Origin of the sequence: Mycetocola lacteus (assembly GCF_003667575.1) — a bacterium.
Classification (GTDB): domain Bacteria; phylum Actinomycetota; class Actinomycetes; order Actinomycetales; family Microbacteriaceae; genus Mycetocola; species Mycetocola lacteus.
This window is the reverse complement of sequence record NZ_RCUY01000001.1, coordinates 276715-289465: the sequence shown is the minus strand read 5'-3', so window position 1 is coordinate 289465 and position 12751 is coordinate 276715. Positions and strand designations below refer to the sequence as shown.

The following is a 12751-nucleotide window of genomic DNA, read 5'->3' as shown; positions in this document are numbered from 1 at the left end:
GATCCCCTGAATGCGTCCACCGAGTTGAGTGCCCTACACTGTTGAGCACTCACGCCCCCATAGTCCAATGGCAGAGACAGGCGACTTAAAATCGCTCCAGTGTCGGTTCGAGTCCGACTGGGGGTACCAAAGGGCCCGGGATCATGATGATCCCGGGCCCATTGTGCTACCCGGTGATTTAACAATCGCGGTTGATATGAATAAGGGTGAGGGTCCGAAGATCTGACCATCGCCCTGAGGAAAGGATCGCGAACATGTCACGAGCACGTCGTATCATCCGAGTTGCGCCTGCCCTGGGAGTCGGTCTGGCCGCGGCGCTGATCTTGACCGGCTGTGTCGCCAGGTCCGCGGCGCCCGCCTCGAGTGGTTCCACCACCCCCGCGCACACACAATCCGCTGCGGAGACCGAGGCCACCGCGGCCCTGTTTGACGCGGTGGCTCGGGACGATGCGGCCGAGGTCACCCGGCTGATTGCCGCCGGGGCTGATATTGAGGCGCGAAACGGCAGTGATCAAACACCGCTGATCGCAGCGACCAAGGCCAACCGGATCGCCGCCGCGCGCGCCCTGATCGAGGCCGGGGCCGATGTGAATACGAAGGACGGGATCCAGGACAGCGCCTACCTGTACGCCGGTGCCGAGGGATTTAACGAGATCCTCACGCTCACCCTGGCAAACGGTGCCGACCTGGCTAGCACCAACCGCTACGGCGGCACCGCGCTGATTCCCGCGGGCGAGCACGGCCACGTCGAGACCATCCGGCTGCTTCTGGATGCCGGGGTGGATCCCGACCACATCAATAAGCTCGGCTGGACGGCGCTTCAGGAAGCGGTCCTGCTGGGCGCCGACGGGCCCGACCACCAGGAAAGCGTGAAGCTGTTGATCGCCGGTGGAGCGGACGTGAACCTGCGCGATTCAAAGGGCAATACGCCGCTCAAAAATGCCGAAGACCGAGGGTCACAAAACCTCGCGGCGCTGATTAGGGACGCCGGCGGACACCGCTAGCAAAATCCCCCGCACCGGTTGGTGCGGGGGATTTTCGGTGCGAGCACACTATTTGCTGACGTTCACCAGACCGTTGAACCCGTCGGGGACTACCACCAGGTTGCCACCCTTACCGAGCTCCTTGAGGGTGTCCAGGTAGCGCTGCTTGAGCACCGGGTCGGTCAGCGATTCGGCGAGTTTGCGGTTCGCCTCCGACTCGGCCTCGGCCTGCACGATCTTCTGCTTGGCCGACACTTCGGTTGCCTCCAGCTCCGCCTTGGCCTTTTCGACCTCGGTGCGGGCGTTTTGGGCATCGGCAAAGCGCTTCTGCACGTCCTCGGGGTAGCGAATCTCCTGCAGTGAGACCGAGTCCACCAGCACACCCTTGGACGTCCAGCGCTGCTCCAGATAGTCGGTGATTTCCTTCTCAACCTTGGCACGGGAGTTCAGCAGGTCCAGGGTGCCATAGGCGGTGGGGACGGTGCGTACGCCGGCCCGGATATCGTTGACGATGAACTTGGAGATGAAGTTCTCCTGGCTGCCGTACTGCTTATAAACTGCGCTTACGGCATCGGGCTTAATCGAATAACGCACGCTGATGTCGATATTCGCCGAGACGCCCTCGCGGTCCTGTACCGTCACCTGGGAGCCCTGCAGGTCCACCTCATCGTTCTCGGTGCCGGCAAAAACCACCTGCTGATTGCGAATGTCGTAGGAGATGGTGTCCTGCCAAGGGGCATGGAACCCGGCACCAGCCTCGGTGACCTGCCCCTGCACCTCTCCGGTGAAGGAACGGATGACCTTGGCCTGCCCCTCATCGTTGGTATAAAACGATGTGAAAAATAGCATGCCCACGCCCAGGACACCGGCGATTCCGGTCACTCCCAGAGCGAGGGACCGACGATTCGGGGTGGCAAATAAGACGATGGCGGCCACGATAGCCACCACCAAAAAGAGCAGGGCAACAACAAACATCGGGTGACTTTCTGGGTTGATTAGCGGTCGGAACTGCGACCGATCAGGAACGAAGGAAGGGTACACACGACGTGAGGCCGGGACCATTCGGCCCCGGCCTCACGCAAATGGAGCTTAGGCGTTCTGGGTGTAACGTGCCTGGCCGAAACCGAGGATCAGGTAGCCGATGAACGGGAACAGGAACAGCAGGAAGAACGAGAACGCCCCGCCCTTACCGAACTTCCGGCCCAGATCGAAGGCCACGATGATGGCCATCACGATGTTGACGATCGGGATGAGGTACAGCAGCACCAGCCATCCGCTGCGACCAACGATGCGCAGGGTGATGATGACGTTGACGATCGGGATGATCGCCAGGATACCCGGGCGTCCAGCCTTGCTAAACACGGCCCACAGACCGATGACCGAGATGACGTAGAAGATGAATCCGCCGGTACCGGTCGTGGTGGTGATCTGGTTCAGACCGTCCTGCACGTCGGTGTTGATTTCCGCGGGGAGGAGCGAGAGGTGAGAGAACACACAAAACCTTTCAACGATTCGTGCCGCCCCGAATGAGCGGCGAGGATAACGATAGTGCGTGTATGGGTAATCTCGCGAGAGGCACGGCCACAAAGTGTGGGTCTAACCTCCACCGGTCTTCCATAGGTAAGTCACAGATCACACTCAGCCTGTTCCGGATAACGGGGATATGCTCTTCCTGAGTGGCGCCACGGATCGACGCCGGAAAAGAAGAATCATGTCGGCGTCACAGTCCTCACGCATCCTGGAAACCTCGGCCGGCCCGGTGGAATACGCCGAGCGCGGGAGCGGGGTTCCGCTGATCGTCCTGCACGGAACACCGGGCGGTTTTGATCAGGGTTTGTCTCTCGCCGAGACCATCGGAACCGACGCCGGGGTGCGCGTGATCGCAATCTCTCGTCCCGGCTATCTGCGCACACCGTTGGAGCTGGCGCCGGGTCCACGCCGCCAGGGTCTCCTCCTGGGACCGGTGATGGATGCGCTCAACCTGCACACGGCCGCGGTAGCCGGAATCTCCGGGGGCGGTATGGCCGCGCTCTGGGCCGCCGCCAATCTGCCCGACCGTGTCAGTGCGCTGGTGCTCATCGAGGCTCTGGTGGCCGCCCAGGACATTTCGATGCCGCCGGGCGCTCGGTTCCTCCTGACCCGACGCGGTATCGCGCGGGCGGCGACTACAAAGCCGATCCAGCGGATCCTGGCCCGGGGGATTCCCGGACCCGATGCCGAGGGGTGGGATGCGCGCGCGGTGGTGCGCACCATCACCGCCTCCAGCTTTCCCTATGCGCCGCGGATTCGCGGGACCGAGAGCGACACCCGATATGCGGCGGAGTTTGTGGCACCCGATCCGGCCCAGATCACGATGCCCACACTGATTGTGCACGGAGAGCGGGATCGAACGGTTCCGATTGGGCCCGCTCGTGCCCTGGCGGCGGCTCTGCCCGACGCACGGCTGATCGCGCTTCCTCACGCCGATCACACCAGCACCGTTCCCTCAGCCGAGGTGCGCCGCGAGGTTCCGGACTTTGTGCGCTCCCAGGCGGGCATGAGGGTGCGTTAACGCATTGTTCAGCCACGGCATAGGTGGGGTTCAGACGCGCTCCGTAGCGTGGGGGCATGTTCGGAGGGTGCAAGCGCTTCGGGCATCACCACTAGGCTCCGATCGGGCATTCCCGATCGCGGGCCGTCCACGTCCACACCGGCCGGGCTTCGCTGCCCGGCCGGTGCTGTGTTATTTGGCTTCGGAATAGCGCTCAACGATCGCGACGCTCAGCGGGAAATCGATCGGGAACGTCCCGAAGAGGAGCCTTCCGGCTTCGGCGGCAGCCTCGCGAATGGCCGTGGCGGTCTCGTCCGCGGCCTCTGCCGGAGCGTGCACCACCACCTCATCGTGGAGGAAGTACACGAGGTGGGGACGATCGCCCGGGGTCCCGAGCACGGCCAGCCGCTGACGCAGCCCCGCCATCCAGCACAGGGCCCATTCGGCGGCCGTACCCTGGGCGATGAAGTTGCGGCTGAAGCGACCCCAGTCCCGGGCCATGGTGCCCGCGCGGCGGCGCATCGCATCGGTCGCATCGACCTGGCCCGAAGCACGCTGGAACTCAAACCAACCGGCATCCGGCAGCGGGGCACCACGGCCCAGCCAGGTGTTCACCGAGCGGCCCCGCTCACCCTCGCGGGCGGCGTTTTCCACGGCGGCGATGGCCTGCGGGAACGCGCGCTTGAGCCGGGGCATCAGGGCACCGCTCTCGCCGCTGGTGGCACCGTAGAGCGCTCCGAGCATCGCGAGCTTCGCCTCGGCCCGTCCGGGAACCACGCCCGCGTCGGCGAGGCCCTGATAGAGATCCTTGCCGGCGCCCGCCGACGCCATTGCGGTGTCACGAGACATCCCGGCGATGATCCGGGGTTCCAGCTGCGCCGCATCGGCCACCACGAGCAGGTGTCCGGGATCGGCTCGAACCGCCGCGCGAATCTGCGCGGGCAGCTGCATCGCCCCGCCACCGTTGGTGGCCCAGCGGCCGGTCGCGGTGCCGGCCACCACATATTCGGGGCGATAGCGGTCCTCGGGAACCCAGGTGTCGAGCCACACCCAGCCGTTGGCGCTGAGCAGCCGGGAAAGGGACTTATAGCGCAGCAGCGGTTCCACCACCGGATGCTTAATCTCCCGCAGCACCCACTTGCTCGTGCTGGGCACCGAAATACCCGCCCGGGCGAGGGCCCGCAGCAGTTCGGGTGGGGAATCGGGATTGAGATCGGGGGCGTCAAGGAGCTCCCGGATGGTGTCGGCGAGGGCGGCCAGCTTTGCGGGCCGACCACCAAAGCGCGGCCGATCACCCAGCGCCTCGGTCAGAATCCGATCGTGTTCCTCCCGGCTCCACGGCAGTCCGAAGTGGTGAATCTCGGCGGCGACCAGCGCTCCCGAGGACTCGGCGGCGAGCAGCAGACGCAGCTTTCCCCCGGCGATCTGATCCCGTTCGACGGCTCGGGAGACGGCCGCGCGCTGACGGGCAAACTCGGCCAGAACCTCGTTGGCGTCCACGGTGTCTGCCCGGTCCACCTCGTCAAACAGAGTCAGCCCCTGCTCTACCGGTGCGCCGCTGGGGAAGGGCTCATGCGTCCAGGGGCTGTCCGGCGCGCTCGGGTACTCACCCGCGGGGAGAGCCGAGGTGAGGCGGAGCAGCGCGTGTCCCAGGCGCAGATCCACACAGCGTTCGATGCGCAGGTTGTGCTCCAACAGCCACGGATACCAGTCGTTGGTGCCCGACCAGACCCAGCGTGGATGGGCCGCCTCGGCCTCGCTGATAGCTCGGAGGATGTTCTCGGTTCCGCGCAGTTCGACCGGTTCGGACAGCACGGTGCCTGCCTCGTCCACCTCGTGGAGCACGGTGAGGCCGTGTGGGGAACCGGTGAGAACGAGGGGCATACCTCTATTGTGGACCGAGCCACCGACCTCGGGGCCCAGGCGGGCCTAGCGTGAGGAGATAAAGAGTGAGCGTAGCGAGGTTCGCCACAGGTAGGCACCGAGTCCGATCCCGCCAAAGAGCAGCCCCAGTATGAGCGCTGCCGGGATGATATCGGGGGAGTGCAGGTGGCCAAACGCCGGCCACAGCAGCGCGAACAGCGTGGTGTAGACGGGCAGGGCCGAGGCAAGCCAGCGCCAGGGTCCCAGGGCCAGGATCGCGCGGCCGCTGGTCTGTCCGAGGGGAATCAGGAGGATGGCCGCCGACCCGATACCCGCCATCGCCGTGACATTGGCAACCTCGGCGAGGAAGGACCCGGCGATACCGGTGGGGGAGCCGAGCAGGCTGGACGCGATCCACCCGGCAATCCCCAACCCAAACACGCTGAATACACGCAGCGCCGCGGCCCCCGCGCGCTGGGCACGGGCAGCCTCGGGAACCAGGGTCACCGCGAATGCGATGCCAAATACCAGTGCGGGTTCCATGCCGAGCATCCGCGACACCACCGAGGCGGCGATTGCCGCGCCCAGGTAGCGTGGGGCAACGGTCACCGTCGCGGTACCGCCAAATCGCCGGGTGCTCAGCAGGACCGGCAGGATCGAGGCGGCCGTATTCACAAAGATCAGCGCGATCACCGCGGCACCAAACAGGCGCAGCTGGGCGGCGTCCTGGCGCAGAGGCATCGCAAATACCACCACGAGTCCCAGCAGCAGAACCAGGACGGCACCGGCGAGGATGGGATGACGCACCGAGAGCGCCCCGTCGGGATCCTCGGGTTCCGGGCGTTCCCGGTTTCGCCCGGTGAACCGGAGCGGTCCGCGGGAGCGGAAGCCCCCGGCGAGGAAGCGGGCGGGGATCAGAACCAGCGCGATCACCGCAAGGGCCAGGAGGAACGCGCCGATCCATCCGGAGGCGGCCGTGGGCCCGAGAACCGGTGCTACCGCGTGGGTGAATGCCGAGCGGGCGTCCCAGTCCCAGGGACGCACCGGGGTTGCCGGGCCCGCCTCGCCGCCGCCGCTGGGTGGCAGTGAGGGAGCGGCGGAACCGGGGGGATCGCTCGGGGTAGGGGTCGCCGGCGGAGTCGCCGAATGACCGGGCTCTGGAGTGGTGCCCTGGCCCCGGCCTGGATCCTGACCGGTTCCCGGTGCTGTCGGAGGCGGGGGAATGGTGCCACCGGGGTTTGCACCAAAGACGATTCGAATCGGGGTGCTGGTGTCTCCGGGGTTCCCCGAGGCATCGGTTTGATAGGCGATCAGGGTTGCCGGTCCGCTGGCGGGGACCTCGGCCACGCAGCTCCAGTGGCTGGCGGTCACGGGGGCCGAACACAGCACCGCGTCGCCGCCGGCATCGGGAACGGCATACACGGTCACCGTCGCGCCGGACTCTCCGCCTCCGGCAAACGTGGTGCGGGAGGTGAGCGCGCTGCCCGCCGCGGGTGAGGTGATCGTGGGAGCGGGCGGTGGGGTGGTGTCCACCACGAGCGAGACCGTGGGGCTGGGATCCGATGACGTTGCTCCGCTAAAGGAGGTGCGCTGGGTTGCGCTCATCGAATAGGTGCCGTGCAGTTGGAGCGGCAGCGACTGTGCCCAGCGTCCAGACTGGGCCACCTGCACGTCCCAGGCACCGACACCAGTGACCGTGAGTTTGACCGTGGCTCCCGGATATCCGGTGCCCTGAACCAAGCCGACCTTGGCCGAACCCGAATCGCTGGAAATGGTGGGTGGGGTGACCACGGCAAATACCACCGAGGCCGAATCGGGAGCCCCCGAGCTTGCACCATTGTCGCGGGTGACCAGGGTCACCGACGGGGAGGTGGTGAGGCCCGTCAACTGACAGGTGTAGGTTCCGTCGGTGCCGGCATTGGTGGTGCAGACCGATTTTCCGTCGGCCAGGACCGTCAGCGAGGCTCCGGGAGCCGCCGTTCCTCGGACCGTGGTGCTCGCGCGGCCGATCACATCGCCGGCGGCGGGTGCCGAAATGGTGGGCCGAACGGAGGGATCGGGGCTTGAAGGGGCACTCGTCGACGAACCCGAGGCGGGCTGTGAGGGCTCGGCAGACGCGGGAATCTGGGCGCTCACGAGCACGCTCAACGCGATCGCGGCCAGGCAGAGCACAGCAGCAACCGGGACGGGGAACTTCCTCGGAACGGAATGCACGGTGTCTCTATTCCATGCGCAAATGCGGGCTTTGTCAAAGATTTCCGACATCCACCCACACATTCCTGCGAATTGAGTGCCGGGTGGTGACGAGTGGGCGCCGAAAATGACCCGGACGCGTACACTGGATATTCAGTACGAATATCATTCAAACTTTGGAAGGTCCCACCGTGCCATCTTGGCTTATTCCCGTCCTGATCGTGGTCGCGCTTATCGTCGTGATCGGCATCTACCTCTGGGCAACCTACAACTCGCTGGTGGCACTCAAGGTCCGTGTTGACGAGGCCTGGAGCGACATCACCGTGCAGCTCAAGCGCCGTGCGGACCTGATTCCGAACCTGATTGAGACCGTTAAGGGTTATGCCGCGCACGAGAAGAGTGTGTTTGAGGCGGTCACCCGTGCTCGTTCGGAGACCCTGAGTGCTCAGGGGCCGGCCGAGGCCTCCGCCGCCGAGAACCACCTGCAGTCGGCACTGAAGTCCGTGTTTGCAGTGGCCGAGGCGTATCCGCAGCTGCAGGCCAACCAGAACTTCCTCCAGCTCCAGGGTGAGCTGGTAGACACCGAGAATAAGGTGCAGGCTTCGCGCCGCTTCTACAACGGCGGTGTGCGCGAGCTCAACACCAAGATTCAGGTGTTCCCGAACAACATGTTTGCGCGCAACCTGGGCTTCACCGAGCGTGAGTTCTTCGAGGTTGCCGACGCCGCGGCCATCGCCGAGCCGCCGCGCATTCAGTTCTAGTTTTCCCCGCAATACATGTATCGAGCTATACGCGAAAACAAGATCAACACGGTCATCATCATGATCCTGTTTATCTTGATCATCGGCGCGCTGGGATGGCTGGTCGGGTATCTGAACAACAGTCCTTCCATCACCATCGGGATACTGGTGGGCGGGGCCGTGTTTGCGATCTTCCAGTACTTCATGGGTTCGCGCCAGGCCCTCACGATCAGCGGTGGTCGACAGATCACCCTGGCCGATGAGCCGCGGCTGTATCGGATCGTGGAGAACCTGGCGATCACCACGGGTACGCCCATGCCGGATGTGTATCTGATCGACGACCCGGCCCCCAACGCGTTTGCGACCGGCCGTGATCCACAGCACGCCTCGGTGGCCGCAACCACCGGGCTGCTAGAGATCATGACCGATGCCGAGCTGGAGGGCGTCATGGCCCATGAGCTGGGTCACGTGCGCAACTACGACATTCGAGTGTCGATGATCGTGTTCGCCCTGGTGGTGGTGATCGGATTCATCTCCGACATCTTCATGCGGATGGCGTTCTGGGGTGGCCTGAGTGGTGGCCGCAACGACAATAACAACAACGGCGGCGGCAACAACCCGGTGGTCATGATCATCGGCCTGGTCGCCATGCTGATCGCCCCGCTGCTGGCGAGCCTGATTCAGCTGAGCGTCTCGCGTCAGCGCGAGTACCTGGCCGACGCCACCGGTGCGATGACCACCCGGCATCCCGACGCCTTGGCCAGCGCGCTGGCCAAGCTCGACGCCTACGGCCGTCCGATGCAGCGTCAGAACTCCTCGATGGCGCACCTGTGGATTTCCAACCCGCTCAAGTCCGGCGGTGCCGCCAAGCTCTTCAGCACCCACCCGCCGATCCCCGATCGGATCGCCCGTCTGCAGAAGATGGGTGGGGAGTTCTAATCCTCTTCTCCGGCGATGTCCCCGAGCACAAGCTCGGGGACATCGCTCGTTGTGGAGCTGTGCAACTATGCAGCTGCGCATCTATGCAAGGATGACTGCATGAAACGCGTACGGCACTCGGCCGGTTTTTCGCGGGTGCTCGCACTCGTGCTGGCGGCGATGCCGGCGCTCCTGTTTTTCTGGCTTCAGGCTGTTGCAGGGGCCGCGCTGAACGCGATTGTCTGGGTGATAGTCGGTGTGCTTGCGCTCTGGGTGATGGCGATCCTCCTGTTTACCGGAGTGTATGTATCTGCCACACACCTCCTGGTCGTGGGACTGGTGCGTGTAACCCGGCTGGCCCGTGCGGAGCTGTCCGAGATTTCCACCTCGCGTTATGACCCGGACATGGTGCGTACCTACCCGGGGAGAATGCCTCGGTCCTGGCCGCGCACGCTCACGGTGATTCACCGGTCGGGGCGGCGGCAAACATTTACTGCGCCGGTGTTCTTTTCCCGACGTGCGTCGGAGGTGTTGGAGCAGATTGAGCGGGGATAGGGAACCTGCCGAGTCGGGGCACTTATCGGCCTTATGATTGGACGTTTCGCTCTGCGTTGACCGAATCGGTTCCGTGCGGCGTGTGACGGATTGCGGCGATGGCTCTGAGTTTTTCTCTGGGGCATCGCCATTTTTGTGCCTGAGCCCCTGCAATCAATGGGAGGGCTGCTAGCAGGTGTTGGGGGCGTAGCGCTTAGGCTCGAGGGTACTCGCCTCGAATCGACGTGGCTGTTTGGCGTTGACAGTAAACTATTTGGAAACTCCGCGATGGGGACGAGAGCAGGCCTCCTGAATATCAACAAGCGTCCGAGAATAGGATGGTCTACCACAGCCGCAGATAAGTATGGGCAGTACTACCGTTCCTTCAGAATCCAGATTCCGCAGTTGACCCACCGAAGGAATGCTGGGCATTTTCATCTTGTAAGAGGTCGCAACATAACATCGACTCCCAAAATAAATAATCGCCCAATAATGAGTTTGATGGGAGGAGGAATTATGTCAGATGAAGGCCTTGAGCGAATCACTCGGTTGGCCGAAATCTCATGGGGTGAAACGGTCAAAATAGAGCGTGCAGAGGACCGAATCTTGCTGCGTGCGGCTAATAATTCTGAATTCTGGATAGAAGTGTTGTCGATGCGGGATCACCTGGCAATTTATGCAAGTTGGCGTTTTCATTGGAACAGCTACGATTATGCAATATCTGATGACATCATCGCCGAGGCGTGGAGCGTCATCAAAGACCTGGGGCAGGTTGGTGTATGTAGCGTTCTTTTCTTTTTCTCACCTGGCTATGCTTCTCGAATCGTGGGCGGATCAAGTCTGGTCTCACTCCAATCGGTCAGACCATGGAGGGTGCGAGATCGTACGGGAGGATTTTTTGGTGAAATTATTTCGAAAGAATCATCGGATGGGCAACCATAGCCTTGTGAGATCACGCTTGCGCGTGGTTTGGTAACTTTCCAACTTCGGACATGACGCCGTTCGTCTGGTGGCATCCACGGTGACCGGTGTTCCGGGCACGATTGCCGCAGCTGCCGCGCTGCCGGATAACCTGCCTGGTAACGCGGACTATGGCTGGGTGGGAAGAAACCAGAAGCTGACCAAGCACGCGAGCTCGATCGAGACCGTGGAGATGGGCGCACGTCAGTACGTCCCGGCGCTGGGTCGATTCCTCTCGGTGGACCCGGTCGAGGGTGGTGCGGATAACGATTATGTGTATCCGAATGATCCGATTAATAAGTTTGACTTGACTGGTGAACAGTCGATTTGGGATACGTTGGGTGTCGTTTCTACGGTCGCGATGTTTGTTCCCGGTTTCCAAATGGTCGGCGTACTTGGAAAAGTCGCGCTTTTAGCGCGCGGAGCGGCAATTGCGGTTAAGGCTTTTAATGCCACTAAGGTAGGAAAACTAGTTCAGACTGCCAACACATTCGTCCAAGCAGTGTCAAAAACTGTACTGGTGACAGAAGCGAGTGCAAGCCGATTAACAACTGCGATCGCAGGCCGAATCGTCACAAAATCCTGGCAACGAGCTGCTGTGGCTACTAAGGCGAAAATGGTGCGCGTTGGATCCAAATGGAAGGGTTGGCTACAGGTCTCCGATGGCCAAAGGTAGTTACGTCGTAAGCGTGAACATCACTGTCGGGATTAAGGGAACCAGTGTTAAAGGACGACCAGACTACGATAGCTTCCACATCAATATCGTTAAGCCAAGGTGGCGTCGTTGACAAATTCTCAATTTAGCTATCAGAATTCAGCGTTTTGGGGGGAGCAAGGACGGTATGGCCTAATACGCAGGGGCCCCTATTCTGGACGGTATGTCTACGCCTACCCTGAGACGATTCGCGGACACTACACATTAGTAGTTCATCCCTCTCCCCATGCGGATGTTCCTGGAGATATGTATCTGGATCGAGAATCAGATTTCTTTTCCTATATTGAAGACTGGAACGTCGAATGGATAGAACCAAATGATGCTCTAATCGAGCACTTGCGGAGAGAGATCGGGTGGCCCACGTTAATATCGCGAAAGCCCGTCAAATTTGGAAAATTTTGGTTGTGGATATCCAAGAAATGGCGAACAAAACATCGAAGTTCTGGCTCTGATGATTAGAAAACGGATTACGTACCTAACTGGTAAAGTCTCGATCTCTTGGCTAGTTCGTTGGTCAAGCTCGACGTTTATGGACGTTCGATTCAGCGGTAATACCCTTGATGGTGCACCTTGGATTTCCAACCCGTTCAGGGGCGACAGCGTGTCTACGCGCTTTCGGTCGAGCCTGCCGATCAACGATCGGATTGCCCGCCTTCAGAAGGTGGGCGTGCAGTTCTAAACACGCGGCTGTATGGTACGGCGATGACCCGGAGATTTTTCTCCGGGTCATCGCTTTTTGTGCTTCTGGCGTGGATCTATACGTTCATCCGCGCAGTGTGGGATCATCAAAGGTCACTTTAGAGAATTGAGGAGAATCCCATGCGTCGAGTCGCGCACTCCGCCACCTTTTCGCGGGTGATGGCAATCTGTGTGGGGATTATCCCGCTCGCCTCGTTGATGCCGATTTCCACCGGGAACGTCCCGCCGCTGTGGGGGCTCATCCTGCTGATGGGAACGGGGGTCTGGTGCCTGGCGATCATTATCTTTACGGGGCTCTACGTTTCGGCGACAGAAATCCTGGTGGTGGGTATCTTTCGCGTTACTCGCCTGAGCAAGGAGTCGATTGCAGAGATTAGCCATAAGAGCTACGAGCCGCTGCTGTTTATCTCCACGGATGAATGGGTGCTCGGGTTTTTTCCGCGAACGCTGGTGATTGTTGACACTAACGGGCGGACGCGGAGATTCAACTCACCGGTTTTCCGGCGAGTTCGCGGCCCCGAAATTTTGCAGAGTCTCGGTGGATTCCCCAGTCGACCTGGCTCGCCCACGGTGGCGGATGGTGAGCGCCGAGCACGGCACCGTCGCGTTCGGTGAG

12 protein-coding genes and 1 tRNA gene are annotated in these 12751 nt (G+C 62.1%); 9 read left to right on the top strand and 4 right to left on the bottom strand.

Annotated features, from left to right (window positions below):
- Nucleotides 1-53 precede the first annotated feature (53 nt).
- Both D9V34_RS01350 and D9V34_RS01345 read left to right on the top strand, forming a co-directional pair.
- A tRNA-Leu gene (locus D9V34_RS01350) sits at nt 54-129 on the top strand.
- A 125-nt stretch (nt 130-254) separates the two neighbouring features.
- A complete protein-coding gene (locus D9V34_RS01345; protein ID WP_121687149.1) occupies nt 255-1004 on the top strand; it encodes an ankyrin repeat domain-containing protein in 750 nt (249 codons plus the stop codon).
- Between the two features lie 48 nt (nt 1005-1052).
- Here the strand turns inward: D9V34_RS01345 and D9V34_RS01340 are convergent, their stop codons facing one another.
- The gene (locus D9V34_RS01340; RefSeq protein ID WP_183091793.1) at nt 1053-1958 is read right to left on the bottom strand and encodes a prohibitin family protein; all 906 of its coding nucleotides are present in this window, start codon (nt 1956-1958) and stop codon (nt 1053-1055) included.
- A gap of 114 nt (nt 1959-2072) precedes the next feature.
- Nucleotides 2073-2477: a DUF5684 domain-containing protein gene (locus D9V34_RS01335; RefSeq protein ID WP_245991806.1), complete on the bottom strand. Its 405-nt coding sequence runs from the start codon at nt 2475-2477 to the stop codon at nt 2073-2075.
- A gap of 217 nt (nt 2478-2694) precedes the next feature.
- On the opposite strand from D9V34_RS01335, the gene D9V34_RS01330 reads away from it, so the two are divergent.
- The gene (locus D9V34_RS01330) at nt 2695-3534 is read left to right on the top strand and encodes an alpha/beta fold hydrolase (protein WP_183091792.1); all 840 of its coding nucleotides are present in this window, start codon (nt 2695-2697) and stop codon (nt 3532-3534) included.
- Nucleotides 3535-3705: 171 nt separating this feature from the next.
- On the opposite strand, the gene D9V34_RS01325 is transcribed toward D9V34_RS01330, so the two are convergent.
- Nucleotides 3706-5397 (bottom strand): bifunctional 3'-5' exonuclease/DNA polymerase, encoded by a 1692-nt coding sequence (locus D9V34_RS01325; protein ID WP_121687146.1) that lies wholly within the window; start codon nt 5395-5397, stop codon nt 3706-3708.
- A 45-nt stretch (nt 5398-5442) separates the two neighbouring features.
- Nucleotides 5443-7590, bottom strand: a complete 2148-nt coding sequence (locus D9V34_RS01320) for a hypothetical protein (RefSeq protein ID WP_147441585.1) — start codon at nt 7588-7590, stop codon at nt 5443-5445.
- A 170-nt stretch (nt 7591-7760) separates the two neighbouring features.
- Between D9V34_RS01320 and D9V34_RS01315 the strand changes: the two genes are divergently transcribed.
- The 6 genes from D9V34_RS01315 (at nt 7761) to D9V34_RS01295 (ending at nt 12750) form a co-directional block, all read left to right on the top strand.
- Entirely contained in the window at nt 7761-8330 is a 570-nt protein-coding gene (locus D9V34_RS01315; protein ID WP_121687144.1) for a LemA family protein, read from the top strand.
- A gap of 15 nt (nt 8331-8345) precedes the next feature.
- On the top strand, nt 8346-9248 hold the full coding sequence (locus D9V34_RS01310; RefSeq protein WP_121687143.1) for a M48 family metallopeptidase: 903 nt from the start codon (nt 8346-8348) through the stop codon (nt 9246-9248).
- A 99-nt stretch (nt 9249-9347) separates the two neighbouring features.
- Nucleotides 9348-9782 (top strand): hypothetical protein, encoded by a 435-nt coding sequence (locus D9V34_RS01305; RefSeq protein WP_121687142.1) that lies wholly within the window; start codon nt 9348-9350, stop codon nt 9780-9782.
- Nucleotides 9783-10277: 495 nt separating this feature from the next.
- Nucleotides 10278-10703 carry a hypothetical protein gene (locus D9V34_RS17420; RefSeq protein WP_147441584.1) on the top strand — a complete coding sequence of 142 codons (426 nt, stop codon included), beginning with the start codon at nt 10278-10280 and terminating at the stop codon, nt 10701-10703.
- Between the two features lie 79 nt (nt 10704-10782).
- The gene (locus D9V34_RS01300) at nt 10783-11397 is read left to right on the top strand and encodes an RHS repeat-associated core domain-containing protein (protein WP_220700522.1); all 615 of its coding nucleotides are present in this window, start codon (nt 10783-10785) and stop codon (nt 11395-11397) included.
- Between the two features lie 858 nt (nt 11398-12255).
- The gene (locus D9V34_RS01295; RefSeq protein ID WP_121687140.1) at nt 12256-12750 is read left to right on the top strand and encodes a hypothetical protein; all 495 of its coding nucleotides are present in this window, start codon (nt 12256-12258) and stop codon (nt 12748-12750) included.
- Nucleotide 12751: the final 1 nt, after the last annotated feature.

What these genes read in the sequence shown, in the direction of transcription:
- D9V34_RS17420 (WP_147441584.1), top strand. Translation starts at nt 10,278, where the DNA reads ATGTCAGATGAAGGCCTTGAGCGAATCACTCGGTTGGCCGAAATCTCA.
- D9V34_RS01340 (WP_183091793.1), bottom strand. Translation starts at nt 1,958, where the DNA reads ATGTTTGTTGTTGCCCTGCTCTTTTTGGTGGTGGCTATCGTGGCCGCC.
- D9V34_RS01295 (WP_121687140.1), top strand. Translation starts at nt 12,256, where the DNA reads ATGCGTCGAGTCGCGCACTCCGCCACCTTTTCGCGGGTGATGGCAATC.
- D9V34_RS01325 (WP_121687146.1), bottom strand. Translation starts at nt 5,397, where the DNA reads ATGCCCCTCGTTCTCACCGGTTCCCCACACGGCCTCACCGTGCTCCAC.
- D9V34_RS01305 (WP_121687142.1), top strand. Translation starts at nt 9,348, where the DNA reads ATGAAACGCGTACGGCACTCGGCCGGTTTTTCGCGGGTGCTCGCACTC.
- D9V34_RS01310 (WP_121687143.1), top strand. Translation starts at nt 8,346, where the DNA reads ATGTATCGAGCTATACGCGAAAACAAGATCAACACGGTCATCATCATG.
- D9V34_RS01345 (WP_121687149.1), top strand. Translation starts at nt 255, where the DNA reads ATGTCACGAGCACGTCGTATCATCCGAGTTGCGCCTGCCCTGGGAGTC.
- D9V34_RS01330 (WP_183091792.1), top strand. Translation starts at nt 2,695, where the DNA reads ATGTCGGCGTCACAGTCCTCACGCATCCTGGAAACCTCGGCCGGCCCG.